Source organism: Kitasatospora sp. NPDC002965 (assembly GCF_040611255.1).
In the GTDB taxonomy this organism is placed as follows: domain Bacteria; phylum Actinomycetota; class Actinomycetes; order Streptomycetales; family Streptomycetaceae; genus Kitasatospora.
In genome coordinates this window covers 1-25,660 of the sequence record NZ_JBEXNT010000062.1, presented here as the reverse complement: position 1 = coordinate 25,660, position 25,660 = coordinate 1, and the positions used below count along the sequence as shown (strand labels likewise).

Sequence of the window (25,660 nt, the reverse complement as noted above, 5' to 3'; positions counted from 1 at the left end):
TCGTAGCCCTCAGAATTTCTGACGCCTACCGGGCCGCACGGAGGGCTACGGGGTGACGGCGAAGTTGGTGAGGACGCGGTCGGCGAGCTCCTTGTCGCCCTCGACGGCGACCGGGCCGGGGCGGCCCCGGCCGCAGGCGAGGCGGACGTAGGTCTCCCAGTCGAGGGTGAGCTGCACGTCGGGCGCGAGGCTGATGGACTCGTCGACGGTGCCGCGGCCGGCGGAGTCGACCCGGACGGTGCGCAGGAACTCGACGCGTCCGGTGACGTCGACGACCAGGGCGGTGCCGGCCGGGGCGCCGGCCTGGTGGGCGACCGCCTTCGGCAGCGCCTCCAGCAGGACGTCGCGGGCGATCAGCGCGGCCGGGGAGTCGAGGTCGCCGGGCAGCCCGAGGGCGCGGCGGAGGTCCTGCTGGTGCACCCACACGTCGAAGGCCCGCAGGCGCAGCAGCTCGTGGTACGGCACGTCGCGGCCGTGCGGGCCGCCCGGCCGGCGGACCGGTTCGGTGGGGGTCTGCTTGGCGTTCCGCAGCGCGCGGGAGCGGCGGATGATCGTGTACTCCAGCTCGCTGGTCATCTCCAGCGCGGTGTGGCAGCGGCGCTTGTCGACCGGCAGCTCGATGTAGCGGGCGTAGTCGCTGGCGACGTGGCGGAGGTCGCGGGGCAGCGAGTGGATCGGGCGGGGGTCACCGAGCAGTTCGGACTCGACGGCGATGACGTGCGAGACGACGTCCCGGACGGACCAGCCGGGGCATTCGGTGGCCCGGTTCCAGGAGTTCTCCGGCAGTGGCGTCACCAGCTCGGATATCGCCTCGATGGCCTGCGTCCACGCCTCGGTGTAAGCCTGCACGGTCTGGTTGTCCGTCACGGGAATCTCCGGCCCTCCGTCAGCTGCCTTGCCACGCGTGCCCCGGGTTCGGGGTCGGCCGGGAAAGGTCCGGCTTCCGGGCACACACGCTAACCGCACGTTACGCTGCCGGGTGATAGCAGGGCAGCGCTTTCGGGTGACGATCGTAGGACTCTTGCCGTGGACGGTGGTACTGTGCGCGCTTCATTGATCCAACTCGGGGTATCCGACGCCGAGCCGCCCGCCGAGCGGCGGGCCCGCGCGGCCGCGCTGGTCCGGGCGCAACAGGGGGCCGATCTGGTCGTCCTGCCGGAGCTGTGGCCGCTCGGCGGTTTCGCCCACGACCTCTGGTCGGACGGCGCGGAGGCCCTGGACGGGCCGACCTCGGACGCGATGGCGGCGGCCGCGAAGGCGGCCGGTGTCTGGCTGCACGCCGGTTCGATCGTCGAGCGCGATCCGGACGGGCCGATCTACAACACCTCGCTGCTCTTCGCCCCGGACGGCGAGCTGGTGCACACCTACCGCAAGATCCACCGCTTCGGTTTCGACAGCGGGGAGGCGGTGGCGATGGGCGCCGGCCAGGAGATCGTCACGGCCACGACGGATGTCGGCACGCTGGGCCTGGCGACCTGCTACGACCTGCGGTTCCCGGAGCTGTTCCGGGCCCTGCTGGACGCGGGTGCGCAGCTGCTGGTGATTCCGGCGGCGTGGCCGGAGCGGCGGCGGGAGCACTGGACGCTGCTGAACCGGGCCCGCGCGGTGGAGGAGCAGGCGTACGTCCTGGCCTGCAACACGGCGGGCACGCACGGCGGGGTGGAGCAGGCGGGCCACAGCATCGTGGTGGACCCGTGGGGCCGGGTGCTGGCCGAGGCGGGGTCCGGGGAGGAGGTGCTGACCGTGGAGTTCGATCCGGCGGAGGTGGCCAGGGCGCGGGCCGAGTTCCCGGTGCACCGGGACCGTCTGCTGGGCATTCCGGCGCCCGTGCAGAGGTAGCGGCGGCGGAGGAGCGCGCGGGGCGCGCCCGGGGCGTATGGGGGGCTTGTACACGTCGGTGTCCTTATTGAGAAGATGAGCCTTCGTCGTGTTACCAGCCGTTCTACCGCCGGTCTGTCCCCGTCAGGCCGTCCAGCCCGCCGAGGAGGTCGCGCGCATGTTCGGCACCGGCCCAGGCGACACCCGCCCCGTGATCCACCGGAACAGCCTGCGCGAACAGATCGCCGGCGCGCTGCGCGAGGAGATGATGGCCGGCCGCCTGGCGGCCGGTCGCAACTTCACCGTCAAGGAGATCGCCGAGCTGTACGGGGTCTCGGCGACCCCGGCCAGGGAGGCGCTGGTCGACCTGTCCGCGCAGGGGCTGCTCCGGGCCGAGCACCACCGGGGCTTCACGGTGCCCGAGTTCGGCTGGGAGGACTTCCTGGAGATCTTCGAGTCCCGGGTGCTGATCACCGACAGCTACTTCCGGCAGCTGGCCGCGCGTCCCGGACCGACGGACGAGAGCCGGCTGCCCTCGTTGCGCCGCCGTGCGGACGCGGCGGTGCGGGCGGCCCGCGCCGGGAACCTCGACGTGATGGTGGGGTGCGACCGCCGGTTCTGGCAGGAGGTCGCCGGGCTGCTCGGCAACCGCCGGATCGCCGACTACCTGGACTGGCTGCGGGTGCAGTCCTGGATGTTCGCCGCGCCGCACCTGCGGGCGATGCCCGAGCTGTCCGGGGTCTGCTGGGACAGCCACGTCGAGCTGGTGGACGCGATCGAGGCCCGGGACCTCGCGGGCGTCCACCGGATCGTCTGCGAGTACAACCTCTTCACCGTCCGGCTGCTGGCCGAGCTGTCCGGGCAGTCGGTGGAGTCGGTGGGGGTGCTGGCGCTGCTGGCCGGTCGGCCGGTGCCGGAGCGGGCGGCCGTCCCGCCGGGCGGTACCGCCCGGCCGGGCACCGGCCCGGGCCCGACGGCCGCCGGGGACGCCCCGCCGGGCGGTGCCGGAGCGGGTGTGCCGGACGCTCCGGGGATCGCCGCGCCGGTGGAGGGCCCGTCCGACGGCGCGGCGGTCCCGGGCGGGGCCGTCCCGGGCGGGGCGGCGCGCGCCGACGCCGAACTCGGACCGGGCGGGGCGGGCCGGGACCCCGGGCCGGTCCGGCCGGCCGGCGCCCGCGGCCGGGAGCACGAGCTGGGCCGTGAACTGGGCCGTGAACTGGGCCTGGGCCTCGGTCTGGTGCCGCAGCCCCGCTCCGTCCCGTACGGGCGGTTCGGCCGCCGGCTGCCCGAACCGCAGCCCGGCCAACTGCCGGAGGGGCGGCCCGATCCGCATCGCGCGCCGGGCCGGTAGGGTGGGCGGTCGTCCGCCCCGGCCGGTCCTCGGACCGACTGCCCCGGGCGCCGACCCGCCCGTTCGCCGTCCGCCGCCCCGCGCGGCCGGCCCCCGATGCCCGGAGAGGAAGAGCCGTCCCATGGCCTGCGACCTCTGGCTCGTCCCGCTGGTGGACGTGCTGAGCCACAGCCCCGACAATCCCTTCCGGGACGACCTCGCGCTCTACAACCAGGTGCTGGCCTCGTACGGCCTGCCCGAGGTGCCGGTGTACCACTACGTACCGGGTCTCAGCGGGGCGGTCGAGCCGATAGCCGCCTTCGACTACGACTCGCTGCACTTCCTGCGCCGGGCCTACCTGCTGGGACTGACCGGTCTGGACATCACGCCGGTCGACGAGCTCGGCGGCGACTACGAGCAGTTGCTGGAGATGTTCGAGAGCAGCGCCGAGCAGTCGCACCTGGTCTGGCACTTCGACCACGCCGGCGCGTACGTGCCGATCGAGTTCGCCGTTCCGCTGGTGGACGAGGCCCTGCTCGCCTCGGGCGGCCCGCTCGGCTCCAGCCACGGGCTGCTGCGCGAGCTGCAGGCCGTCGCCCCGGCGCTGGGCATCGACCCGTTCGACCCGCCGGCCCCGACCCGGCCGCTCGGCCCGACCGGGCTGGAGCAGCCGTTCGGCCCGCCGCTGGACGACCTGCACCCGTTCGCCCGGGAGCGGCACGCCTGGGCGGGCCTGTACGCGGCGGCGACCCGCAGCCTGCACCAGGGCTCGATGATCGTCTTCGCCTGACGGGGCGGCTCGGCACCCGCCGCCCGCGCTGCCCACGCCTCACGCCGCCCAGGGCTCACGCGCCGCACGGCGCGGCGCCCGGGAACCGCCCGTACGGCCTCCGCTAGCGCAGCGGCCCCTCCGGCGGCCGCTGGCGCGGCATGGTCGGCCGGGTGCCCGGCGGCGGCAGCACCCGCACCTGGGCGCCGATGCCCGGCTCGGTGCGACCGCCCCAGCTCCCGGGGGCCTGGGTGGGCAGCTGGGTCATCCCGGCGCGGAACTCCAGCATCCACTCCGAGGTCTCGGTGCGGACCATGTCCGAGATGTCCTCGCAGAACCGCCGCAGCACCCCGAGGCACCGCTCGGCGGCCTCGCCCGCGGTGCCCTCCGTGGGACCGAGCACCTCCCGCACGCACTCCGACGCCCAGTCGAACTGGAAGGCCTCCAGACGGCGTTGCAGCGCCTGCCCGGTGGAGACGTCCCGCATCCAGCCGGAGGTGAGGCCGAACACCCGGTCCACGCCGTGGCAGGCGGCGGCGAGGGCCAGCCCGACGTAGCCCCAGCTGGTGCCGTTCGCCACCGCCCCGGTCAGGTCGACCAGCGGGGCGGTCACCCCGCCGATCGCGAAGCCGGCCGTGCCGAACCGCAGAAGCCGGGCCCAGCGGCGCTTCCAGACCCGGTCCCGCCGGTACCACTCGATCGCCTCGACGGCGCGCTCCTCCGACCAGCGGTAGAGCTCCTCCAGCCGCTCGGCGGGCTCGCCCCAGTCCCCGAGGGGGAACTGGCGGGTGCTCAGATCGGACCGGCGGCGGGTGGAGGCAGGGCGCGCGACGGTCGCGGCCGGCGGGTCCTCCTCGCCGATCTCCTTGCCCCAGGCACTCTCCTCGGGCTGCATTTCCGGCTGGCTCACCTGTGGGGCTCCCTGTGGCGGGCGGACTGCTGGGTCTGACTGTGCGCCGACTGACGTGACATCGGCCTGACGGCCCGTGAAACACCGGTCGAACCGTCGGACACGTGCCGGGTCCGGGGCGGACGCGGATGCCCCGGGGCGGCGGTACCGGCTGCGGCCGGTAGTGGTCCAACAGCACTTCTTACCGCCAAATGGCTGACCGTGTGGCCGCTTCGCCAATGATCGTTATCGGATTCGACCACCGGATCCCGAGGTGGGAGGGTTGCGGCGGTCGGCGAGATTTCACCCGTCCGAGCGAGGCCCCGGTGACCCGCTGTCCTGACCCGGGCACTGCGCGCCTACCGTCCGGCGCCGGGATCGGACGATCCTCCGGGGCCGTGCGTGTACCGGAGCCCTCCGTTCGTGGCTTCCGACGGGACCGGAGAGCGGCCCGAACCGGCCACCGGCTACCCTTGCGCAGCGTGAAGGTCCTCGTCATCGGCGGCGGCGCCCGCGAACACGCCCTGTGCCGCTCTCTGTCCCAAGATCCCGCCGTGACCGAGCTGCACTGTGCCCCGGGCAACGCCGGGATCGCGCAGGTGGCGACGGTCCACCCGGTCGACCAGCTGGACGGCGCGCAGGTCGCGGCGCTCGCCCGGCAGCTCGGCTCCGACCTGGTCGTGGTCGGCCCGGAGGCCCCGCTGGTCGCGGGCGTCTCCGACGCCGTGCGCGCGGCCGGCATCCCCGTCTTCGGCCCGTCCGGGGAGGCCGCCCTGCTGGAGGGGTCCAAGGCCTTCGCCAAGGACGTGATGGCCGGCGCCGGCGTGCCCACCGCCCGCTCCTACGTCTGCACCACCGCCGAGGAGGCGGCCGAGGCGCTGGACGCCTTCGGCCCGCCCTACGTGGTCAAGGACGACGGCCTGGCCGCCGGCAAGGGCGTCGTGGTCACCGCCGACCGCGAGGCGGCGCTGGCCCACGCCACCGCCTGCGATCGGGTGGTCATCGAGGAGTACCTGGACGGCCCCGAGGTCTCGCTCTTCGCGATCACCGACGGCACCACCGTGCTCCCGCTCCAGCCGGCCCAGGACTTCAAGCGCGCGCTGGACGGCGACGAGGGCCCGAACACCGGCGGCATGGGCGCCTACTCGCCGCTGCCGTGGGCCCCCGAGGGCCTGGTGGAGGAGGTCTTGGAGACCGTCCTGCAGCCGACCGTGGACGAGCTGCACCGCCGGGGCACCCCGTTCTCCGGCCTGCTCTACGCCGGCCTGGCGCTGACCTCGCGCGGCACCCGGGTGATCGAGTTCAACGCCCGCTTCGGCGACCCGGAGACCCAGGTCGTGCTGGCCCGGCTGCGGACCCCGCTGGCGGGCGTCCTGCACGCCTCGGCCACCGGCACGCTCGACCAGCTGGAGCCGCTGCGCTGGGACGAGGGCGCCGCGGTCACCGTGGTGATCGCCTCCGAGGGCTACCCGGCGGCGCCGCGCACCGGTGACCCGATCGAGGGTCTGGCCGAGGCGGAGGCCGCCGACGGCACCGCGTACGTGCTGCACGCGGGGACGAAGCTGGACGAGGACGGCCGGGTGCTCAGCGCCGGCGGCCGGGTCCTGTCGGTCACCGCCACCGGGACCGGCCTCGCCGAGGCGCGGGACCGGGCGTACCGGGCGCTCGACCGGATCTCCCTCAAGGGCGGCCAGCACCGGACCGACATCGCGCTGAAGGCGGCGGGCTGACGGCTCCCCCCTCAGGCACCCCCGGGCCCCCGGCGAGCGATCGCCGGGGGCCCGGGCCGTTCCCGGCCGGCCGCCCCGCCCGCCGACCCGGGCCCGACGTCCCCGGCCCGTCGGCCGGCGGAGCGGGACGGCTGGGCCGGCGGGGCGGCGGGACAACCCCCATGGCCGCAGCGCGGACCGGCGTTTCGGGGGCGGGAGGGGCCGGAGCGGATCCGGGGCCGCCGCACCGTTCGGCGGCCGGAATCCAGCCCATCGAGTGACAGCGGCCGCATCCGGCTGACGCAGCCGGGCGCCCGGCCTTATGGTGCGCTGGATCGCAGCGCCCCGGGCCGCGCCGTTCCCGGCCGCCGCCGGGTAGCGGCGGTCCTGCGGGGGGATGCTGGACGGCGTCCGGCCGGGTCGGACGCCCGGGCCGCTTCGTACGGCGCCCGGGTGCGGTCGTCCGGAATTCGGACGGCGTCACCGGGACGAGTGGAAACCGGGGCGATCCGGAACACCCACCCGGACACGGGCGTCGAGAATGTCAGAAGCGCCACGCAGCATGCACTACCGGGGACCGGACGTCACCGTCCCCCGGTCGGAACTGATCGTTCGAGTCGGCTCGGACCCCCGTCACCGGGTGCCCGAGGGCTCCGAAGGGGGTGCCGCACCGTATGGCCGTTGTCGACACCGCGCGCGCTCATGCCCAGGCGGTCCTGCGGATCCGGGGTCTCGCCCTGGCCGCCGCCGCGCTGCCCGCCGCCGCTGCGGCGGTGCTGCTCGCAGGCCGGTTCACCGGCCGGCTCGGCGCCCCCGGTTCCCCGGACGCCGCCGGCTGGGACGCCGCCCGCTGGGTGCTCTGCGCGGTCGCCGCGCTCACCCTGCTGGTGGCCGGGCTGGCCGCCCGGACGTACCGCCGGGCCGTGCCGCCGCAGACCCCGGCCGTCCCGATCGCCCGGGGACAGGCCCCCGAGCTGTACCGGCTGATCGACGAGCTGGCCGACCGCCTGGAGGTCCCCGCGCCCTCCGCCATCGCGCTCACCCCGGACTGCGACAGCTGGCTGGAGGACGTCCCGCCGCCCCGCCCGGCCCGCCGGTCCCGCCGGGCCGACCACGAGCAGCCCGCGCCGGTCCTGGTGATCGGTTCGCCGTTCCTCTGGTGGATGCGGGCCGGCGAGCTGCGCGCCCTCCTCGCCCCGGTGGTGGCCGGCACCGCGGCCGCCGCCGACCCGGAGATCGCCGCGGCACGCCGCTTCCTGCGCGCCCTGGACGCCAGCCTGGACGCCGCCCCGGCCTCCGGTCTGGTCTGCGCCCCGCCCGAAGGCCCGCGGCCCGCCCGCCGGGGCCCGGCCGGGCTCACCGACCGGATCACCCGACGGCTGCTCGGCGCCTGTCGCGGGCACGCCGCCGAACTGGAGCGCGCCGTCGCCGGCTGGGCGTCCGAGCAGGCCCGCGAAGTCGACTACGGCCTGCGGATCGCCGCCCAGGAGCAGGTCGGCCTCGCCTACGCGGGCTGGGACCGGCTGCTCACCCGGGTCGCGCTGCCCGCCTGGCGGCTGGGCCGCCACCCCGCGCACCTGAACGCGGGTGTGGTCGCCGCACTGACCGAGCTGTCCCGGCGCGACCGGCTGGCCGACGGCTACAGCAGCCGGCTCGGCGACCGCCCCGCCTGCGACCTCCTGGAGGAGCCCGGCGTGGTGGACGCGGCGGTCTCCCGGCTCGCCGCCGAGCTGTTCTTCGGCCGGCCCGCCTCCGGCGCCTGGCGCGAGCTGGAGTGGGCCGACTACCCGGTCGAGGTGGTGGACGCCGGCTGGCGCGCCCGGGCCGCGGAGCTGCAGTCCGCGCTGGACCGGCTCGCCCCGCAGGCCCGCCCCGGCGCCCCGACGCTGACCCGCCTGCTGGTCCGGCTCGCGGAGGGCGACGGCGAGCGGCTGGCCGCCGCGCTCACCGCCCAGCTGGCCCGTACCACCGCACCCGCGCCGCTGCTCGAACCGGTCCGCTCCGGGCGGGACGTGCTGGTCGACCACGTCACGGCGATGGTCTGCTGCGCCTCCGTGGACACCGCCGGGGCCGTTCCCGGCCTGGACTGGCTGGACGGCCCGGTCCTGCAGCTCGGCGGGGTCCGCCGCACCGACCTCGCCGAGCCGGTCGCGCAGGCCGTCGAGCAGGGCCAGGACGGCCCGCTGCGAGCCTGGCTGGACGCCGCCGGCGTCCGGCTGGAGAAGCCCGTCCGGCTCTGACGACCGGCACCCGGGGGCGCGTGCTCCCGGAATGTGCGCCCCCGGAACGGCCGGCCGCCCCGGGTCTTCGCAGGCCGGAGGCCCTCCGGGGCCCGGGCCGGGAGATTCGTCACCACTAGTTGCTACCGTAGGGTGACGCAGCGCCAGCACTGTGTGGTGTATTAGACCGCACGCACATCCGGGAGGCACATGCCAACCGCGTAGGTGCACCTGGGAGGGGCGCGCGTGGGGACCGAACTCAACCGCCGCTGGGAGTCCGGGACGCACGCGCACAGCGTCTCCGATCCCTTCGGCCAGGGCCCGTTGCCCTGGCTGCGCAGCCCGGACCAGTACCTCGCGGGCGCCGAGGGCGCCGTCCCCTGGTACGTCTCGGTGGACGCCCCCGGACAGCGGCGGCTATCCGCCGGCCTCCGGGGCAAGCCGCCGGTCGGCACCCCGCTCAGCTCCAACGACGAGGAGCAGCAGATCAAGGGCTTCGCCTCGGCCGGCGTGGTCCGCCCCGGCGGCTCCGTGGACTTCCGGGTCACCGTCAACCCGCCGCGCGAGTTCACCGTCGACGTCTACCGGATCGGCCACTACGCCGGCGACGGCGCCCACCACATGACGTCCAGCCCGCTGATCGCCGGCATGGTCCAGCCCGCCCCGCTGGTCGCCGGGAGGACCGTCTCCTGCCACCACTGGTGGCACACCTGGCGGCTGCAGATCCCGGCCCACTGGAGGCCCGGTGCCTACGTCGCCGTGCTGACCACCGCCGACATGCTGCACCGCAGCCACATCCCCTTCACCGTCCGGGACTTCGAGGACCAGGCGCGCGCCGCCGAGCTGCTGCTGGTGGTCCCCGACGTGACCTGGCAGGCGTACAACCTCTTTCCCGAGGACGGCCGCAGCGGTGCCAGCCTCTACCACGCCTGGGACGGCGGCGGCCGGCTGGTCGGCGAGCCCGAGGCGGCCGTCACCGTCTCCTTCGACCGCCCGCACGCAACCGCCGGACTGCCGCTGCACGTCGGCCACGCCTACGACTTCATCCGCTGGGCCGAGCGGTACGGCTACGACCTCTCCTACGCCACCGCCACCGACCTGCACGCGGGGCTGGTCGACCCCGCCCGGCACAAGGCGCTGGTCTTCCCCGGCCACGACGAGTACTGGTCCGAGCCGATGCGCCGGGCCGCCGAACGGGCCCGGGACGGCGGCACCTCGCTGGTCTTCCTGTCCGCCAACACCATGTACTGGCGGGTCGAGCTGAGCGCCGCGCCCTCCGGCGAGCCCAACCGGCTGCTCAACTGCCGCAAGCGCCAGAAGGTCCAGCCGGGCAGCCCCGCCACCGGTGCCCCCGGCGCCGCCAGCGCGCTCTGGCGCGACGCCGGCGAACCCGAGCAGCACCTGCTCGGCCTGCAGTACTCCGGCCGGGTCGCCGCGCCCGTCCCGATGGTCGCCCGGCACACCGGCCACTGGCTCTGGGAGGGCACCGGCGTCCAGGAGGGCGACGAGCTGCCCGGTCTGGTGGCCGGCGAGGCCGACCGGTACTACCCGAAGGTCGCGCTGCCCGCCCACACCGACCGGGTGCTGCTCTCGCACTCCCCGTACCGGGACCTGGCCGGCCGCACCCGCTACCAGGAGACCTCGCTCTACCGGGCGCCCAGCGGCGCGTACGTCTTCGCCTCCGGGACCTTCGCCTGGTCGCCCGCGCTGGACCGCCCGGGCCTCACCGACGAGCGGATCCAGCGGGCCACCGCCAACCTGCTCGACCACCTCTGCAAGAACGGCTGAGCGGCCGACCCCTCCGGGGTCCGGGTGGGAGCCATGACAGACTCGACCCCAGTGACCTCCCCTTTCGCGCCCCACGCCCGCGAACGACCCCTGAGGACTGAGACGACCTTGAGCGGATTTGTCACCAAGCCCGAGCCGGTCCAGGTGCCCGGCCTGGTCCACCTGCACACCGGCAAGGTGCGCGACCTCTACCGGACCGAGTCCGGCGAGCTGGTGATGGTCGCCAGCGACCGCACCTCGGCCTACGACTGGGTGCTGCCCAACGAGATCCCGGACAAGGGCCGCATCCTGACCCAGCTCTCGCTGTGGTGGTTCGACCGGATCGCCGACCTGGTGCCCAACCACGTGATCTCCACCGAGGTCCCGGCCGGCGCCCCCGCCGACTGGAAGGGCCGCACGCTGGTCTGCCGCAGCCTCGACATGATCCCGGTCGAGTGCGTCGCCCGCGGCTACCTGGCCGGCTCCGGCCTGGAGGAGTACCGCGACTCCCGCACCGTCTGCGGCATCGCCCTGCCCGAGGGCCTGGAGGACGGCTCCGAGCTGCCCGCCCCGATCTACACCCCGGCGCTCAAGGCCGAGGTCGGCGAGCACGACGAGAACGTCCCGTACGAGGAGACCGCCCGCCGGATCGGCGCGGACCTGGCGGTGCAGCTGCGGCAGACCACCCTGGCCGTCTACTCCCGGGCCCGGGACATCGCGCGCGACCGCGGCATCATCCTGGCCGACACCAAGTTCGAGTTCGGCCTGCTGGACGGCGAGCTGGTGATCGGCGACGAGGTCCTCACCCCGGACTCCTCGCGGTTCTGGCCGGTCGACCAGTGGGAGCCGGGCCACGCCCAGCCCTCCTTCGACAAGCAGATCGTCCGCGACTGGCTGACCTCCCCGGCCTCCGGCTGGGACCGGAAGGGCGAGCAGCCGCCGCCGCAGCTGCCCGCCGAGGTCGTCGAGCGGGTCAGCGCCAAGTACGTCGAGGCCTACGAGCGGCTGACCGGCCTCAGCTGGGTCTGAGGACACCGTCCGGGTCCGTCCGGGTCCGCCCGCCCGGGCGGACCCGGCGGCGTCCGCGGGCAGGGCAGGGCGGGGCGGGCAGGGCGGGGCGGGCCGGTTCCGGCTCAGATCCAGCCGTGCTCGCGGGCGATCCGCACCGCCGCGTGGCGGTTCTCCGCGCCCAGCTTGGCGGCCGCCGAGGAGAGGTAGTTGCGGACGGTGCCCTGGGAGAGCGACGCGCGCGCGGCGATCTCCGCGATCGAGGTGCCGTCGGCGGCCAGCTCCAGGACGTCCGTCTCGCGCGGCGTCAGCGGGGTCTCCCCGGCGGCGATCGCGTCCGCCGCCAGCTCCGGGTCCACGTACCGGCCGCCGGCCCGCACGGTGCGGATGATCCCGGCCAGGTCGGCCGCCGAGACGGTCTTCGGCAGGAAGCCCCGGATCCCGACCTCCAGCGCGCGCTTCAGGTAGCCCGGCCGGCCGTGGCCGGTGACGATCATGCAGCGGCAGTCCGGCAGCAGTGCGCGCAGCCGGGTCGCCACCTCGATGCCGTCCAGCCCGGGCATCTGCAGGTCCAGCACCGCGACGTCCGGCCGGTGCGCCTCGGCCATCGCCAGGGCCTCCGGGCCCGAGGCGGCCTGGGCGACCACCACGATGTCCTCCTCCAGCGCGAGCAGCGCGGCCAGCGCGCCCCGGATCAGGTGCTCGTCGTCGGCGAGCAGGACGCGGACGGGCGCGGAGTCGGTCATCGGGGTGCCTTCCGGTGGAGCGGTTCAGATCGGGACGCTGGCGAGCAGCCGGAAGCTGCCCGGCGCGGCGACCGGCAGGGTCAGCTCGCCGTCGTGGACGGCGAGCCGCTCGCGCAGGCCGCCCAGCCCGGTTCCGCCGCCCTGGGAGGGCAGCGGGACGGCCGGCACCCCGTCATTCTCCAGCTCCAGCAACGCCCGGTCGTCCTCCCGGCGGAGCCGGATCGAGCAGCGGGCCGCCTCGCTGTGCCGCAGCACGTTGGTGGTGGCCTCGCGGATCACCCAGCCGAGCACCGACTGGACCGGGGCCGGCAGCTCGTGGGCGTGCTCGCCGAGGTCGATCTCGCAGGCCACGTCGGCCGAGCGGAGCACCGCGCGGGCGCCGATCGCCTCCGCGTGCAGGTCCGCCGTGCGGTAGCCGCGGATCACGTCCCGGACCTCGCGCTGGGACTCCTGGGCGATCCGCTGCACCTCGGCCATCTGGTCGGCGGCCTCCGGCCGGCCGCGCCGGGCCAGTTGGAAGGCCAGCTCGCTCTTGAGCGCGATGGTGGTGAGGTTGCGGCCCATCACGTCGTGCAGGTCGCGGGAGAACCGCAGGCGCTCCTCGGCGACGGCCAGCTGCGCCTGGGCCTCGCGGGCCGAGTCCAGCTCCCAGACCACCGACTGGAGCCAGGCGAAGCTGCGGCAGCTGCAGCCCATGAAGGTCATGGCGGACGCGGTGAACACCAGCATCCCGCAGGTGGTCGCGAGGTCCACGCCGGCCAGCACGATCGCGGGGGCGACGGCCAGCAGCGCCCCGAGTCCGGCGAGGGCCGCCGTGCGCGGTGCCAGCCCCACGGCGGCCGGACCGAAGGAGGAGAAGAGCATGGCGATCACGATCGAGGCGGTGAACGGCGCGCCGTCCGGGCCGTCGCCGGTCCGGGGGCCGATCAGCATGACCGCCCAGGAGCCGGCCACCGCGACGGCTCCGGTGATCAGGAGCCAGCGGGGGTGGTCCGCGGGCCGCTTCAGGTAGTGGTCCAGCGAGGTGCGGTAGGCGCGCAGGGTGACCAGGACCAGGGCGAGGCCCACGACCAGGCTGACCCGGACGGAGGCCGGGTAGTGCCGGGTCTCCGGGGCGGAGGTGCTGCTCAGCAGGGCGGCCGGCAGCGGGGCGAGCGCCATCAGGTAGAGCGACCAGCGGAGGTAGAGCTCGGAGCGCTGGGGCTTGCTGAAGCCTCGCCACCTGCGCACCGGATTCACGACACCCATCTGCTCCGCTCCCCGTCCGGCCATGATCGTGCTGCTGCCTTCCTATCAGAGGTGCAGCGGGGTGCGGGCCACCGGTTCCCGGTCCGGGCCGTTCAGCGGCGCGGCTCCCAGCGGAAGTACCGGACGGCGCCCCAGGCCGCGAGGGCCAGCCAGACGGCGCCGGTGACCAGGTGCGGCGCGGCGGTGGACCAGGTGCCGGCGAAGCCGGTGGCGTCGGCCGAGCCGTCGGTGCCGAACCAGCCGACCCGGATCAGCTGGAACGCCGGGGTGGTGGGCAGCAGGCGGCAGAAGTCGGCGAGCCGGTCCGGCATGACCTCCAGCGGGTAGAACAGGCCGGAGCCGAACTGGGAGATCAGCAGGACCGGCATGGTGGTGATGCCGGCGCTCTCGACGGTCCTGGTGAAGGCGCTGGAGACGGCGGCCAGGGCCATCAGGGTGCCGACGGCCATGACCAGGCCGACGATCAGCAGCAGCGGGTTGACCGGCGCGGTCAGGTTCAGGACCGAGGCCCCCGCGATGCCGATCACGGCGCACATCAGCAGGGCCAGGGCCACGGAGGGGACGGCGGTGCCGGCCAGGATCTCGATGTCCCGGGCCTCGCCGGTGCGCAGCCGCTTGAGCACCAGCTCGCCGCGGCGGGCCACGTAGGCGGCGGTCAGGTTGTAGTAGACGACGAAGGCCAGCACCATCCCGACGGCGCCGTTGACCAGCAGGGAGTCGACGTCGAGGCCGGGGGTGGTCTCGGCCTGCTGGTCGAGCACGCTCTTCAGCCCGCCGATGAGCAGCAGCGGCAGCAGCAGGGCGGTGAACAGGGCGGTCCGGTTGCGCAGCAGCAGGATGCCCTCGGCCCGGCCGAGGGCCAGCAGCCGACGGGCGGTGGTGCTCCGGGGACCGGCGGTGGTGGCGGAGGCGGTGGCGGTGGTCATCGGGCGAGTCCGATCAGGCGGCGGCGGGCGGTGGGAGCGGCGGGGGTCTCGGCCGGGGGCCGGTCGGCGGCCTCGGAGGCGATGGCCAGGAAGGCCTCCTCCAGGGAGGCGCTGCGGGCGTCGAGCGCGCCGAGTTCGACGCCGTGGTGGGCGGCCCAGCCGAGCAGGTCGGTGAGGGTGGCCTGGAGCCGCGGGGTCTGGACGGTGATCTTCCGGCCGTCGGCGGTCACCGTGGCGCCGGCCAGCGGCGGCAGCGAGGTGCCGGTGAACTCGGGGAGCTCGAAGGAGATCCGGGACGGCCGACCGGCGATCACCTCGGCCACCGTGCCGGTGGTGACGACCTGGCCGCCGTGCATGATGGCCAGCCGGTCGGCGAGCTCCTCGGCCTCCTCCAGGTAGTGCGTGGTGAGCAGCACCGTGGTGCCCTGGGCGCGCAGCTCGCGGACCAGCCGCCAGACGGCGACGCGGGCCTCCGGGTCGAGGCCGGTGCTCGGCTCGTCCAGGAAGAGCACCTCGGGCCGGCCGAGCAGGGCCATCGCCAGGTCGAGCCGGCGGCGCTCGCCGCCGGAGAGCTGCTTGACCCGGACGTTGCGGCGGTGGGTGAGGTCGACCAGGCCCAGTGCCTCGTCGAGCGGACGGGCGTTGCTGGTCATCCCGGCCCACGCACGGCCGGTCTCGGCGACGGTGAGCTCGCCGGGGAAACCGCCCTCCTGGAGCATGATGCCGATGCGCGGCCGGACGGCGCTGCGCTCGCCGTACGGGTCGTGGCCGAGGACGCGGACCCGTCCCTCGCTCGGGGCGGTGAGGCCCTCGATCAGCTCCATGGTGGAGGTCTTGCCGGCCCCGTTGGTGCCCAGCAGGGCGAACAGCTCGCCGCGGCCGACGGTCAGGTCGACGCCGCGGACCGCGTGGTAGCGGGTGGTGCCGGTGCCGTAGTGACGGTGCAGGTCGGTGACCTCGATCACGTGGTCGCCGTGGAGGGGCTGGCTGGTTTCCATGTCCCAAGCCTCCCGTCGCCGGGGCACCGCGGACAGTGCGCGGCTTCACGGGAACGGGGTGCGGATCCACGGGTCGGCCATGACATATGTCACCGGTCGGTGGGCCCGGGTACTGCGGGCGGGCGCCGGCGAATGCCGGAAAACGCCGAAGGGCCCTCTCGACCGAGAGGACCCTTCGTCATGGAGCGGACGACGAGATTCGAACTCGCGACCCTCACCTTGGCAAGGTGATGCTCTACCAACTGAGCCACGTCCGCAGGATAAAGATATGAAGTTGTGCTGTGCTCGCGCACTGCGAGCGGACGACGAGATTCGAACTCGCGACCCTCACCTTGGCAAGGTGATGCTCTACCAACTGAGCCACGTCCGCACGGTACCTGGTGGGGCACCTTCCGCCTCTTCGGATCTCTCCGTTGCGGCGACGAGGAATACTCTACAGCATCCGTCGGGGTGGTCGCCCCACCCTTTGGGTTTGGGCGGGACGACCGGGTACCGCGGTGGTCAGTTCGCCTCGGCGAACGCCTCGTAGACGTGCTTGGGGATGCGGCCACGGGCGGGCAGCTCCATGCCGCGGGACTGGGCCCAGGCGCGCACGGCGGCGGGGTCCGGGGTGAGCGCGGTGCGCCGGAAGGACTTCCCGGTGCGGCTCTGGCGGCGGCCGGCCGCGACGAACGGAGCGAGGGCCTCCCGCAGCTTTTCCGCGTTGTCCACGGACAAATCGATCTCGTACGACTTCCCGTCGACGCCGAAGTGGACGGTTTCCGCGGCTGCGCCGCCGTCCAGGTCGTCGGAGAGCGTGACAACTACACGCTGAGCCATGGGTGTCAATCCTCTCGGGCAATTCGGCCGACCGGGCGCGGGTGCGCTCCGGGGCCTGATGTGCACCCCTCGCGCAAGCGCATACGGGCAGGCCCGATGGCATGCCGGATACGCAGCACTTGCCGCGGCAGGTGGCCCTATTCTGCACCCGAAGCGGGGAGAAATCGAAGAGTCCGGCTTTCTTTTCCGGATATTCACGTGTCTTCGCCGCCGCGTCGGATACCCGGGCACGCGGTTGGGGGATCTGTCCCGGAGTGGCGGTATTCGGGTGCTCTTCGGGTGTTCTCGCTGGGGTCCGGGAATCCGGCGAAATGGGACGGTGTGCGGGGGGCGCCCGGCGTCCGGAGCCCTTGTGACGTAAGGGTCTCGGGTCTACGCGCGTCGCGCCGCCCGGCCAGCAATCCCGCCCGAAACCCCCGGTAGTCTGGAGTTCCCCCGCCTCACGAAGACACCACCGGGAGTGCCAGTGGCACGCGTCGTAGTCGACGTCATGCTCAAGCCGGAGATCCTCGACCCCCAGGGACAGGCGGTGCAGCGTGCGCTGCCCCGTCTCGGATTCACCGGGATCGCCGACGTCCGCCAGGGCAAGCGCTTCGAGCTGGAGCTGGAGGGCCCGGTCGACGACGCCGTGCTCGCCCGTATCCGCGAAGCCGCCGAGACCTTTCTCGCCAACACCGTGATCGAGGACTTCACCGTCCGCGTCGAGGAGGAGGCGAAGTGACCACCCGCGTCGGCGTCGTCACTTTCCCCGGCTCGCTCGACGATCGCGACGCCCGTCGTGCGGTCCGCCTGGCCGGCGCCGAGCCGGTCGCCCTCTGGCACCGTGACAAGGATCTCCACCAGGTCGACGCGGTCGTCCTGCCGGGCGGATTCAGTTACGGCGACTATCTGCGCTGCGGCGCCATCTCCCGCTTCTCGCCGGTGATGGACACCGTCATCGAGCAGGCGAAGCTGGGAATGCCGGTTCTCGGTATCTGCAACGGCTTCCAGGTGCTCTGTGAATCGCACCTGCTGCCGGGCGCCCTCACCCGCAACGACTCGCTGCACTTCATCTGCCGCGACCAGAAGCTGCGGATCGAGAACAACGGCACTGCCTGGACCCGGGATTACGCGGTCGGCCAGGAAATCGTCGTGCCGCTGAAGAACGGTGAGGGCCGCTTCGTCGCCGACGAGCGCGTCCTCGACGAACTGGAGGCGGAGGGCCGTGTGGTCGCCCGTTACCTGGACGTCAACCCCAACGGTTCGTACCGCGACATCGCGGGCATCACCAACGCCGCCGGCAATGTCGTCGGCCTGATGCCGCACCCCGAGCACGCCGTGGAGCCGCTCACCGGTCCCACCACCGAGGGCCTGGGCTTCTTCACTTCCGTCCTGAAGCAGCTGGTGAACGCCTGATGAGCCTCGACACCGTCAAGAACGCCGAGCAGACCCCGGACGCCGGCCAGCCCTGGGCCGAACTCGGCCTCAAGAAGGACGAGTACGCGCGGATCCGGGAGATTCTCGGCCGCCGTCCGACCGGCGCGGAACTCGCCATGTACTCGGTCATGTGGTCCGAGCACTGTTCGTACAAGAGCTCCAAGGTCCACCTGAAGCAGTTCGGCGAGAAGAAGCCGGAGACCGACGCGATGCTCGTCGGCATCGGCGAGAACGCCGGTGTGGTCGACGTCGGCCAGGGTTACGCGGTCACCTTCAAGGTCGAGTCGCACAACCACCCGTCGTACATCGAGCCCTACCAGGGCGCGGCCACCGGCATCGGCGGCATCGTCCGCGACATCCTGGCGATGGGCGCCCGCCCGGTCGCCGTGATGGACCCGCTGCGGTTCGGCGCGGCCGACCACCCGGACACCCGGCGCGTGCTGCCGGGGATCGTCGCGGGCATCGGCGGCTACGGCAACTGCCTGGGCCTGCCGAACATCGGCGGCGAGGTCGTCTTCGACTCCTGCTACCAGGGCAACCCGCTGGTCAACGCCCTGTGCGTGGGCGTCATGAAGCACGAGGACATCCACCTCGCGCAGGCCACCGGCGCCGGCAACAAGGTCATCCTGTACGGGGCCCGGACCGGCGGCGACGGCATCGGCGGTGTCTCGGTGCTCGCCTCCGAGACCTTCGACGCCACCGGCCCGGCCAAGCGCCCGGCCGTCCAGGTCGGCGACCCGTTCCAGGAGAAGCTCCTCATCGAGTGCACCCTGGAGATCTTCCGGGAGAAGCTCGTCAAGGGCATCCAGGACCTCGGCGGCGCCGGCCTGTCCTGCGCCACCAGCGAGTTGGCCTCGGCCGGCTCCGGCGGCATGCGGATCGAGCTCGACACCGTGCCGCTGCGCGACCACACGCTCTCGCCCGAGGAGATCCTCATGAGCGAGTCGCAGGAGCGCATGTGCGCCATCGTCGAGCCCGACAAGGTCGACCGCTTCCTGGAGATCTGCGAGAAGTGGGACGTCATCGCCACCGTCATCGGTGAGGTGACCGAGGGCGAGCGCCTGGAGATCTTCTGGCACGGTGACCTGGTCGTCGACGTGCCGCCGCGCACCGTCGCCCACGAGGGCCCGACCTACGAGCGCCCCTACGCCCGCCCGAGCTGGCAGGACGCGCTGCAGGCCGACGCCCCGACCGCCGAGCGGCTGGCCCGCCCGACCACCGGCGAGGGCCTCAAGGCCGACCTGCTCAAGCTCGCCGGTCACCCGAACCAGGCCTCCAAGTCCTGGATCACCGACCAGTACGACCGCTACGTGCTCGGCAACACCGTGCTCTCGGTCGGCGAGGACTCGGGCATGATCCGGATCGACGAGGAGACCAACCTCGGCGTCTCGGTCGCCACCGACGGCAACGGCCGCTACACCAAGCTGGACCCGTACACCGGTGCCCAGCTGGCCCTCGCCGAGGCGTACCGCAACGTCGCGGCCGGCGGCGCCAAGCCGCTCGCGGTCTCCGACTGCCTCAACTTCGGCTCCCCCGAGGACCCGGACGTGATGTGGCAGTTCGCCGAGGCCACCCGCGGCCTGGCCGACGCCTGCCTGACGCTCGGCACCCCGGTCACCGGCGGCAACGTCTCGCTCTACAACCAGACCGGCGAGGTCGCCATCCACCCGACCCCCGTGGTCGCGGTGCTCGGTGTCATCGACGACGTCACCCGCCGCACCCCGGTGGCCTTCGCCGAGGAGGGGCAGCTGCTCTACCTGCTCGGCGACACCGAGGACGAGCTGGGCGGCTCGGCCTGGTCGCAGGCGGTCCACGACCACCTGGGCGGTCTGCCGCCCAAGGTCGACCTGGAGCGCGAGCGCCTGCTCGGCGACATCCTGATCGCCGCCTCGCGCGACGGCATGATCGACGCCGCGCACGACCTCTCCGACGGCGGCCTCGGCCAGGCCCTGGTGGAGAGCTGCCTCAAGGGCGGCCACGGCGCGCGGATCATCGTGCCCGAGGGCCAGGACCCGTTCGTGTTCCTGTTCTCCGAGTCGGCCGGCCGTGCGGTCGTCGCGGTGCCGCGCAGCGAGGAGCTCCGGTTCAACGACATGTGCACCGCGCGCGGTCTGCCGGCCACCCGGGTCGGCGTGGTCGACGGCGACGTGCTGGACGTGCAGGGCCTGTTCACCGTCTCGCTGGCCGAGCTGAAGGACGTCCACACCGGCGTCATCGAGGCTCTGCTCGCCTGACCGGGCTGTGCTGAGGGGCGGACGGTTCTGCGGAACCGTCCGCCCCTCGGCGTATGTTGGGGCGCATGCCTGCCAAGTCCCGTACGTACCAGCACTCCAAGGTCAGCGCCGCGCTGGCCGAGCAGACCGTCGCGCTGCGCGACGCCGTCCGGGAGTTCTGCGCCCGCCCGGACGCGGCGGAGCTGCTCGCCCGGCCCACCCGGCTGGGGGAGTGGCGGGTGCGCGAGCTGGTCGCGCACCTCGCCGTCCAGATCGACTGGGTACCCGCGCACCTCGGCGACCCGCTGGAGGGCCGGCCGCCGCTGGACCTGCTGGCGTGGGTCGCCCGGGTCGGCACGGTCGCGCCGCTGCTCGACGGGCAGGCGCGGGAGAAGGCCGCGGGCGAGTTCGGCGGTGAGCCGGCCTCGGTGGCGGAGGCCTTCGCGCGGGCCGCGGACGGGCTCGTCGACGCACTGGACGGGGAGGACACCCGGATCCCGGGCCGGCGGTTCGAGATCCGGCTCGGCTCGATGACGCTCACCGACATGCTGGTGACCCGGCTGGTCGAGACGGTCGTGCACGCCGACGACCTGGCCGACGCGCTCGGCCGGGCGGACTTCCCGCACGCCCGGCAGGCGGTCGCCGCCGTCACCCGGCTGCTGGCCGACGCCTTCGCCGACCAGGCACCCGGCGGTGCCGTCGAGCTGCGGATCCCGCCGTACGCGGTGGTGCAGGCCGTCGAGGGGCCGCGGCACACCCGGGGCACCCCGCCGAACGTGGTCGAGACCGATCCGCTCACCTGGATCCGGCTGGCCACCGGCCGGACCGGCTGGGCGGACGCGGTGGAGGCCGCCGCGGTGTCGGCCGGCGGCGAGCGCAGCGACCTGCGCGGTCACCTGCCGGTCCTGGGCTGAGCCCGCCGGCCCGCGGTCGCCGGCCCGCGGTAGCCGGCCTGCGGTCGGGCGGCGGCGGCCGGGTGGTGGGCGGAGCCGGTCGACGGTCGGTCAGGGACGCAGTTGCGCGGCGAGCCGTTCGGTGACCCTGCGCAGCGGTTCGCCGGTCAGGGCGGGCTCGGTCGGGGCCTCGCCGGTGGTCTGGGTGAGGGTCAGCGCGAGGTCCCCCTTGCCGCGGACGGCCGGTCGGGAGACACCCACCAGACCCCCGCCCGGGGTGACCTCGGTCTGGCCGGTGGTGGGCTGCCGGTCGGCGAAGTCCTGGAGCTGGTCCACACCGAGGTTCCCGAACCGCTGGATGTGCGGGAGCATCAGGCTGATCGCCGGGCCGTGCTCCGCGAGGGCCAGCAGGTCGACCCGGACCGGAGTGGCGCCGGCCGTGAAGTGGCAGGTCACCCATGCCCTTGCGGGCGTGGCCGGGATCGAGGGTATCCCCGCGGGCGGGGTGGCCCCGGAGGGCCAGGGCTGGGCCGGGACCTCCGCCTCGACCTCGGTCTCGGCCGTCGGGTGCCCCTTGGCCCCGGCGGTGACCGGGAGGTCCACCCCGGCCCCCTTGAGGGCCGCCGCGAGGTCCAGGCCGAACGGGCAGGGGCCGGACTCCGACAGGTCCTGGGCGGTCGACCGGGCCTGGTCGTAGGAGAGCCGGCCCGCGCCGGCCGCGCCGGTGCCGCCGCCGTCGGAGCCGCAGGCGGCCGTGCCGAGCAGGAGTCCGGCGGTGCCCGCGAGGGCGAGCAGCCGGTGGCGGGAGGGGGCGGGGCGCGCAGCCGCGGAACGGGCGGTCGCGAGGCGGTCGTCGGTCGGGGCGGTTGCGCTGATCATGGCGCCAGCCTACGGCCGGAGCCGTTCCGGCCGTACGCCGAACGTGTCTCAACTCCGTCCCGTTCCAGGCAGGTTCAGGAGACTGCGGGACCGCCCAGGTAGGTGCCCTCGGGGCTGTACGGCCAGGCGTTGGGCACGCAGCCCTTGAGGCCGTAGATCTGCTGCATCATGGCCGGCGCGGGCTTTCCCTGGCCCGGGCAGGTCTCGTGGCCGTGGCCGATCCGGTGGCCGACCTCGTGGTTGACGATCAGTGCCCGGTACTCGTCGATCGGGCCGCTGAACTGGGGGGACCCGATCGTCCAGCGCTTGACGTTGACCAGCACCTGGTTGCCGACGTTGCAGTTCACCTCGCCGCGGGTGTCCAGTCCGGCGGCGCCGCAGATCCTGTCGACGGTGGCGGGTGAGGCGATCTTCACGGTGAAGTCGTAGGCGCCGCCGGACACCAGTTGGAAGCCGTTCCTGCGGTCGTTGGTCCAGCCGCGCTTGTCGGCGAGGATCGCCTGGACCTGTGCGGCGGCGGCCGGCGGATCGATGCCGATGCCGTCCTCGACCTCGACCCGGTAGCGGCGGACGGTGCCCTTGCCGACCGGGGCGGCGGAGCCCTGGGCGACGGTGAACGTGCCCGTGCCCTTGAAGCCGGGGTCCGGGGTGGTCGGTTCCGGTGTGGGTGTGGGTGCGGCGGTCGGCGTCGGGGTGGGCGTCGGCGTCGGGGTGGGCGCGACGGGGGCGGCTGCCGGGGCCGCCGGAGGGGTCGGGGCGGGGGCGTTGCCGTCGGCCGGGGCCACCCGGCCCTGGGCGGTCCGGTCGGCGCCGGGCAGGGCGTCGGGGCGCTTCAGGACGAACAGCGTGCCGCCGAGTATCGCCACCGCGGCCACCAGGGCCGCGACCATGCCGGGCCCGAGCCGGCGGCGGGGCCTGCTGCGGCGGCGCGAGGAGGACCGGGGGCGGGGAGCCGTGCCACGCCGTGCGGTGCCGGGCCCGGAGGTACGGGCGCGGGCCCGACGGGCACCGTTCGTGCCGGAACCACGGGGGCGGTCGCCGCGGGGGGCGGGGCTGGCTGCTGGCACGGTGGAGCTTCCTGTCGACCCGTGGGGCCGCTGAACCTCGAACCGATGCGCCCCCTCGCCCGCCCACCCTGACACGGTGGACCGACGGGTGTCCACGTTCCGGGTGGGCGGAGCGGACGAAACCGCCCCTGCTGCCCGTCCGGGCAGCAGGGGCGGTCGTCCGGCGCGTCAGGTGTCGTCAGCCGAGCGTGGCGGCGGCGGTCGGCGAGCTGTCCCGGAGGAACTGCAGGCAGCGCTCCGCCTCCTCCTTCTCCTCGATCGCGCCGGCGGCCCGCCCGAGCGCGTGCAGCGCCCGCAGGAAGCCGCGGTTCGGCTCGTGCTCCCACGGCACCGGGCCGTGGCCCTTCCAGCCGGCCCGGCGCAGCGCGTCCAGCCCGCGGTGGTAGCCGGTACGGGCGTACGCGTAGGACTCGACGGTGCGGCCGGCGGCGTAGGCGTCGTCGGCGAGCTGGGCCCAGGCGAGGGAGGAGGTCGGGTACTTCGCCGCGACCTCGGCCGGGGAGGCGCCGCCGGCCAGCAGCTCCAGCGGAGCGGGCTCGGCGGGCAGGTGGGTCGGAGGCGGACCCCCGAGGAGGTCCTTGTGAATGGTCATGCCCCCCAGTGAACCACTGGGGGGCATGACCGCAGACCCTGCCGTCGGGCGGGACCCTACTTCAGGCGGTTGCCGGCCGAGCGCAGCTGCTTGGCGGCCTCCAGCACGCGGGCGGCCATGCCCGCCTCGGCGAGCTTGCCCCAGGTGCGGGGGTCGTAGGTGTTCTTCTTGCCGACCTCGCCGTCGACCTTCAGGACACCGTCGTAGTTGCGGAACACGTGGTCCACGACCGGGCGGGTGAAGGCGTACTGGGTGTCGGTGTCCAGGTTCATCTTCACGACACCGTTCTCCAGCGCGGTGGCGATCTCCTCGGTGGTCGAGCCGGAGCCGCCGTGGAAGACGAAGTCGAACGGGTCGTTCTTGCCGTACTGCTTGCCGATCGCGTCCTGCAGCTCGCGCAGCAGCTCCGGCTTCAGCACCACGTTGCCCGGCTTGTAGACGCCGTGCACGTTGCCGAACGAGGCCGCCAGCAGGTAGCGGCCCTTCTCGCCCAGGCCCAGCGCCTCGGCGGTGCGGACGGCGTCGTTGACGGTGGTGTACAGCTCGTCGTTGATCTCGTGGGTGACGCCGTCCTCCTCGCCGCCGGTCGGGGTGATCTCGACCTCAAGGATGATCTTGGCGGCGGCGGCCTGGGCGAGCAGCTCCTGGGCGATCGCCAGGTTGTCGGCCAGGGTCTCGGCCGAGCCGTCCCACATGTGCGACTGGAAGAGCGGGTTCCGGCCCTGGGCCACGCGCTCGGCGGAGACCGCCAGCAGCGGCCGGACGTAGCCGTCCAGCTTGTCCTTCGGGCAGTGGTCGGTGTGCAGCGCGACGGTGATGTCGTACTTGGCGGCGACGATGTGCGCGAACTCGGCGAGCGCGACGGCGCCGGTCACCATGTCCTTGTTGTGCTGGCCGCCCAGGAACTCCGCACCACCGGTCGAGATCTGGATGATGCCGTCACTCTCGGCCTCGGCGAAGCCGCGCAGCGCGGCGTGCAGGGTCTGCGACGAGGTCACGTTGATCGCCGGGTAGGCGAACTTTCCCGCCTTGGCCCGGTCCAGCATCTCGTTGTAGACCTCGGGAGTTGCGATGGGCATGCGAATCCGCTCCTGTCGGGTTTTGCGGCGTACGGACGGTGCTGTCCGACGCTGTGTACGCCTGGTGACGACTCCGGGGTACCAGGGCCGATGCGCGGCTCTGCGGTGCGGCCTGCCGGTACCAAGGTTCGAGGCAACCGCCGCGGGTCGGCCATGAGGGTGGTGCCACCGCGGACCGGGCGCCCGTGCCATCTTCCCAGAACGCCCACCGGCTCCACCATGTGGCCCGCCAGTCGGGACGGCGGGCTTCCCCGGGCGCTCCCCGGGGAGGCCCCGGGGAGCTGCGGGACACCCCCGCCGGGGTGTCCCGCAGGGGTGTGCGGCGGGCGCGGAGCGGCATGCGACGAAGGGATGAGGGCCCGCTCAGCCCCGGGCGCGAAGCTTTGGTAAAGACAAGCCCGCTATTCTGCGCCCGTGGACTACAACCAGCTGGCCGTCAATCTGCTCGACGCCAAATCACTGATCTCGTCCCTCGGTGCCATCGGGCTGATCGCGATCATCTTCGCGGAGACCGGCCTCCTGGTCGGGTTCTTCTTCCCGGGTGACTCGCTGCTCATCATCGCGGGTGTCGCCGCCTCGGACGCCGCTTCGTCGGTCCTCGGCGAAGGCACCCGGCTGCCGATCGCGACTCTCCTGATCGGGGCCCCGATCGCCGCCATCGTCGGCGCCCAGCTCGGGCACCAGATCGGGGTGAAGGTCGGGCCGAAGATGTTCGACAAGCCCGAGTCGAAGATCTTCCGCCGCGAGTACGTGCTGAAGGCCGAGGAGTACTTCAACAAGTTCGGGCCGGGCAAGGCCGTCGTGCTCGCCCGCTTCATGCCGATCGTCCGGACCTTCCTGAACCCCGTCGCGGGCACCCTGGAGATGCCGGCGAAGACCTTCTTCCTCTGGAACGTCATCGGCGGCGTGCTCTGGACCGAGTCGATGCTGCTGATCGGCTACTTCTTCGGCGACGCGCTCGCCCCGGTGATCGACAAGTACCTGATCCCGGCGGTGCTGCTGATCGTGCTGCTCTCCGTCTCGCCGATCCTCATCGAGATCGTGCGCGAGCGCCGGAAGAAGAAGGCCGGCGGCGCCGCGGCCGAGGACGACGAGGCCGTCCAGGCCGGCGGCGGACGGCACCGGCGCGGCTGAGGCCCGAGAGCGACGAACGGCCGGGGCCCGGTCCTGTTTCACGTGAAACAGGGGGTGCCCGAGATCGTGCCGGCCCGGCGGCCGACGACGGCGGAGGTAAGAGGCTTGTGCTCTACCGGATTGAGCTAGCGGCCGCGCTCG

Annotated in this window: 23 protein-coding genes and 2 tRNA genes; 12 read left to right on the top strand and 13 right to left on the bottom strand. The window is 73.8% G+C overall.

Annotation, left to right across the window (positions count from 1 at the left end):
- Positions 1-45 precede the first annotated feature (45 nt).
- The gene (locus ABZY91_RS23210; protein ID WP_329884851.1) at positions 46-867 is read right to left on the bottom strand and encodes a maleylpyruvate isomerase family mycothiol-dependent enzyme; all 822 of its coding nucleotides are present in this window, start codon (positions 865-867) and stop codon (positions 46-48) included.
- A gap of 174 nt (positions 868-1,041) precedes the next feature.
- On the opposite strand from ABZY91_RS23210, the gene ABZY91_RS23205 reads away from it, so the two are divergent.
- From ABZY91_RS23205 to ABZY91_RS23195, 3 genes are all read left to right on the top strand, one after another.
- Entirely contained in the window at positions 1,042-1,839 is a 798-nt protein-coding gene (locus ABZY91_RS23205; RefSeq protein WP_355404957.1) for a carbon-nitrogen family hydrolase, read from the top strand.
- A 157-nt stretch (positions 1,840-1,996) separates the two neighbouring features.
- Positions 1,997-3,169, top strand: a complete 1,173-nt coding sequence (locus tag ABZY91_RS23200; protein ID WP_355404955.1) for a GntR family transcriptional regulator — start codon at positions 1,997-1,999, stop codon at positions 3,167-3,169.
- Between the two features lie 121 nt (positions 3,170-3,290).
- Positions 3,291-3,938, top strand: coding sequence for a hypothetical protein (locus ABZY91_RS23195; protein ID WP_329884854.1), 648 nt, complete (start codon positions 3,291-3,293; stop codon positions 3,936-3,938).
- A 103-nt stretch (positions 3,939-4,041) separates the two neighbouring features.
- Here the strand turns inward: ABZY91_RS23195 and ABZY91_RS23190 are convergent, their stop codons facing one another.
- A complete protein-coding gene (locus tag ABZY91_RS23190) occupies positions 4,042-4,827 on the bottom strand; it encodes an SLATT domain-containing protein (RefSeq protein WP_329884855.1) in 786 nt (261 codons plus the stop codon).
- 461 nt (positions 4,828-5,288) lie between these two features.
- Here ABZY91_RS23190 and purD point away from each other — a divergent pair, with 461 nt between their 5' ends.
- From purD to ABZY91_RS23170, 4 genes are all read left to right on the top strand, one after another.
- The gene (gene purD, locus ABZY91_RS23185; protein ID WP_355404953.1) at positions 5,289-6,536 is read left to right on the top strand and encodes a phosphoribosylamine--glycine ligase; all 1,248 of its coding nucleotides are present in this window, start codon (positions 5,289-5,291) and stop codon (positions 6,534-6,536) included.
- Between the two features lie 653 nt (positions 6,537-7,189).
- Positions 7,190-8,755, top strand: coding sequence for a hypothetical protein (locus tag ABZY91_RS23180; protein ID WP_355404951.1), 1,566 nt, complete (start codon positions 7,190-7,192; stop codon positions 8,753-8,755).
- 225 nt (positions 8,756-8,980) lie between these two features.
- Entirely contained in the window at positions 8,981-10,522 is a 1,542-nt protein-coding gene (locus ABZY91_RS23175; RefSeq protein ID WP_329884858.1) for a N,N-dimethylformamidase beta subunit family domain-containing protein, read from the top strand.
- Positions 10,523-10,630: 108 nt separating this feature from the next.
- A complete protein-coding gene (locus ABZY91_RS23170) occupies positions 10,631-11,530 on the top strand; it encodes a phosphoribosylaminoimidazolesuccinocarboxamide synthase (protein ID WP_329948358.1) in 900 nt (299 codons plus the stop codon).
- 104 nt (positions 11,531-11,634) lie between these two features.
- On the opposite strand, the gene ABZY91_RS23165 is transcribed toward ABZY91_RS23170, so the two are convergent.
- From ABZY91_RS23165 to ABZY91_RS23135, 7 genes are all read right to left on the bottom strand, one after another.
- On the bottom strand, positions 11,635-12,255 hold the full coding sequence (locus ABZY91_RS23165; protein ID WP_355404948.1) for a response regulator transcription factor: 621 nt from the start codon (positions 12,253-12,255) through the stop codon (positions 11,635-11,637).
- Between the two features lie 24 nt (positions 12,256-12,279).
- The gene (locus tag ABZY91_RS23160) at positions 12,280-13,503 is read right to left on the bottom strand and encodes a histidine kinase (protein WP_355404946.1); all 1,224 of its coding nucleotides are present in this window, start codon (positions 13,501-13,503) and stop codon (positions 12,280-12,282) included.
- Positions 13,504-13,595: 92 nt separating this feature from the next.
- On the bottom strand, positions 13,596-14,429 hold the full coding sequence (locus ABZY91_RS23155) for an ABC transporter permease (RefSeq protein WP_329948356.1): 834 nt from the start codon (positions 14,427-14,429) through the stop codon (positions 13,596-13,598).
- The gene (locus ABZY91_RS23150; protein ID WP_355404944.1) at positions 14,426-15,427 is read right to left on the bottom strand and encodes an ABC transporter ATP-binding protein; all 1,002 of its coding nucleotides are present in this window, start codon (positions 15,425-15,427) and stop codon (positions 14,426-14,428) included. The genes ABZY91_RS23155 and ABZY91_RS23150 overlap by 4 nt, the downstream gene beginning before the upstream one ends.
- 181 nt (positions 15,428-15,608) lie before the next feature.
- Positions 15,609-15,684 (bottom strand) — tRNA-Gly (locus ABZY91_RS23145).
- 40 nt (positions 15,685-15,724) lie between these two features.
- Positions 15,725-15,797: transfer RNA gene (locus ABZY91_RS23140), tRNA-Gly, on the bottom strand.
- A 131-nt stretch (positions 15,798-15,928) separates the two neighbouring features.
- A complete protein-coding gene (locus tag ABZY91_RS23135; protein WP_030304494.1) occupies positions 15,929-16,246 on the bottom strand; it encodes an Lsr2 family protein in 318 nt (105 codons plus the stop codon).
- 466 nt (positions 16,247-16,712) lie between these two features.
- Between ABZY91_RS23135 and purS the strand changes: the two genes are divergently transcribed.
- The 4 genes from purS (at position 16,713) to ABZY91_RS23115 (ending at position 20,789) form a co-directional block, all read left to right on the top strand.
- Positions 16,713-16,967: a phosphoribosylformylglycinamidine synthase subunit PurS gene (purS, locus tag ABZY91_RS23130; protein ID WP_329884864.1), complete on the top strand. Its 255-nt coding sequence runs from the start codon at positions 16,713-16,715 to the stop codon at positions 16,965-16,967.
- Positions 16,964-17,641: a phosphoribosylformylglycinamidine synthase subunit PurQ gene (gene purQ / locus ABZY91_RS23125; RefSeq protein ID WP_329884865.1), complete on the top strand. Its 678-nt coding sequence runs from the start codon at positions 16,964-16,966 to the stop codon at positions 17,639-17,641. Before purS ends, purQ begins: the two co-directional genes overlap by 4 nt.
- Positions 17,641-19,896: a phosphoribosylformylglycinamidine synthase subunit PurL gene (gene purL, locus ABZY91_RS23120; RefSeq protein WP_329884866.1), complete on the top strand. Its 2,256-nt coding sequence runs from the start codon at positions 17,641-17,643 to the stop codon at positions 19,894-19,896. The genes purQ and purL overlap by 1 nt, the downstream gene beginning before the upstream one ends.
- 65 nt (positions 19,897-19,961) lie before the next feature.
- Positions 19,962-20,789: a sterol carrier family protein gene (locus ABZY91_RS23115; protein WP_329948353.1), complete on the top strand. Its 828-nt coding sequence runs from the start codon at positions 19,962-19,964 to the stop codon at positions 20,787-20,789.
- Between the two features lie 90 nt (positions 20,790-20,879).
- Here the strand turns inward: ABZY91_RS23115 and ABZY91_RS23110 are convergent, their stop codons facing one another.
- The 4 genes from ABZY91_RS23110 to fbaA all read right to left on the bottom strand — a co-directional run bounded on the left by ABZY91_RS23110 (position 20,880) and on the right by fbaA (position 24,385).
- On the bottom strand, positions 20,880-21,647 hold the full coding sequence (locus tag ABZY91_RS23110; RefSeq protein ID WP_355404941.1) for a hypothetical protein: 768 nt from the start codon (positions 21,645-21,647) through the stop codon (positions 20,880-20,882).
- Between the two features lie 74 nt (positions 21,648-21,721).
- The gene (locus tag ABZY91_RS23105) at positions 21,722-22,537 is read right to left on the bottom strand and encodes a DUF3152 domain-containing protein (RefSeq protein ID WP_355404939.1); all 816 of its coding nucleotides are present in this window, start codon (positions 22,535-22,537) and stop codon (positions 21,722-21,724) included.
- 355 nt (positions 22,538-22,892) lie between these two features.
- Positions 22,893-23,306 carry a DUF3151 domain-containing protein gene (locus ABZY91_RS23100; protein WP_329884870.1) on the bottom strand — a complete coding sequence of 138 codons (414 nt, stop codon included), beginning with the start codon at positions 23,304-23,306 and terminating at the stop codon, positions 22,893-22,895.
- A 56-nt stretch (positions 23,307-23,362) separates the two neighbouring features.
- A complete protein-coding gene (gene fbaA / locus ABZY91_RS23095; RefSeq protein ID WP_329884871.1) occupies positions 23,363-24,385 on the bottom strand; it encodes a class II fructose-bisphosphate aldolase in 1,023 nt (340 codons plus the stop codon).
- Positions 24,386-24,799: 414 nt separating this feature from the next.
- On the opposite strand from fbaA, the gene ABZY91_RS23090 reads away from it, so the two are divergent.
- Positions 24,800-25,519 (top strand): VTT domain-containing protein, encoded by a 720-nt coding sequence (locus ABZY91_RS23090; protein WP_329948350.1) that lies wholly within the window; start codon positions 24,800-24,802, stop codon positions 25,517-25,519.
- Positions 25,520-25,660: the final 141 nt, after the last annotated feature.

What these genes read in the sequence shown, in the direction of transcription:
- ABZY91_RS23200 (WP_355404955.1), top strand. Translation starts at nt 1,997, where the DNA reads ATGTTCGGCACCGGCCCAGGCGACACCCGCCCCGTGATCCACCGGAAC.
- ABZY91_RS23195 (WP_329884854.1), top strand. Translation starts at nt 3,291, where the DNA reads ATGGCCTGCGACCTCTGGCTCGTCCCGCTGGTGGACGTGCTGAGCCAC.
- ABZY91_RS23180 (WP_355404951.1), top strand. Translation starts at nt 7,190, where the DNA reads ATGGCCGTTGTCGACACCGCGCGCGCTCATGCCCAGGCGGTCCTGCGG.
- ABZY91_RS23165 (WP_355404948.1), bottom strand. Translation starts at nt 12,255, where the DNA reads ATGACCGACTCCGCGCCCGTCCGCGTCCTGCTCGCCGACGACGAGCAC.
- ABZY91_RS23160 (WP_355404946.1), bottom strand. Translation starts at nt 13,503, where the DNA reads ATGGGTGTCGTGAATCCGGTGCGCAGGTGGCGAGGCTTCAGCAAGCCC.
- ABZY91_RS23155 (WP_329948356.1), bottom strand. Translation starts at nt 14,429, where the DNA reads ATGACCACCGCCACCGCCTCCGCCACCACCGCCGGTCCCCGGAGCACC.
- ABZY91_RS23150 (WP_355404944.1), bottom strand. Translation starts at nt 15,427, where the DNA reads ATGGAAACCAGCCAGCCCCTCCACGGCGACCACGTGATCGAGGTCACC.
- ABZY91_RS23135 (WP_030304494.1), bottom strand. Translation starts at nt 16,246, where the DNA reads ATGGCTCAGCGTGTAGTTGTCACGCTCTCCGACGACCTGGACGGCGGC.
- purL (WP_329884866.1), top strand. Translation starts at nt 17,641, where the DNA reads ATGAGCCTCGACACCGTCAAGAACGCCGAGCAGACCCCGGACGCCGGC.
- ABZY91_RS23115 (WP_329948353.1), top strand. Translation starts at nt 19,962, where the DNA reads ATGCCTGCCAAGTCCCGTACGTACCAGCACTCCAAGGTCAGCGCCGCG.
- ABZY91_RS23110 (WP_355404941.1), bottom strand. Translation starts at nt 21,647, where the DNA reads ATGATCAGCGCAACCGCCCCGACCGACGACCGCCTCGCGACCGCCCGT.
- ABZY91_RS23105 (WP_355404939.1), bottom strand. Translation starts at nt 22,537, where the DNA reads ATGGTCGCGGCCCTGGTGGCCGCGGTGGCGATACTCGGCGGCACGCTG.
- ABZY91_RS23100 (WP_329884870.1), bottom strand. Translation starts at nt 23,306, where the DNA reads ATGACCATTCACAAGGACCTCCTCGGGGGTCCGCCTCCGACCCACCTG.
- fbaA (WP_329884871.1), bottom strand. Translation starts at nt 24,385, where the DNA reads ATGCCCATCGCAACTCCCGAGGTCTACAACGAGATGCTGGACCGGGCC.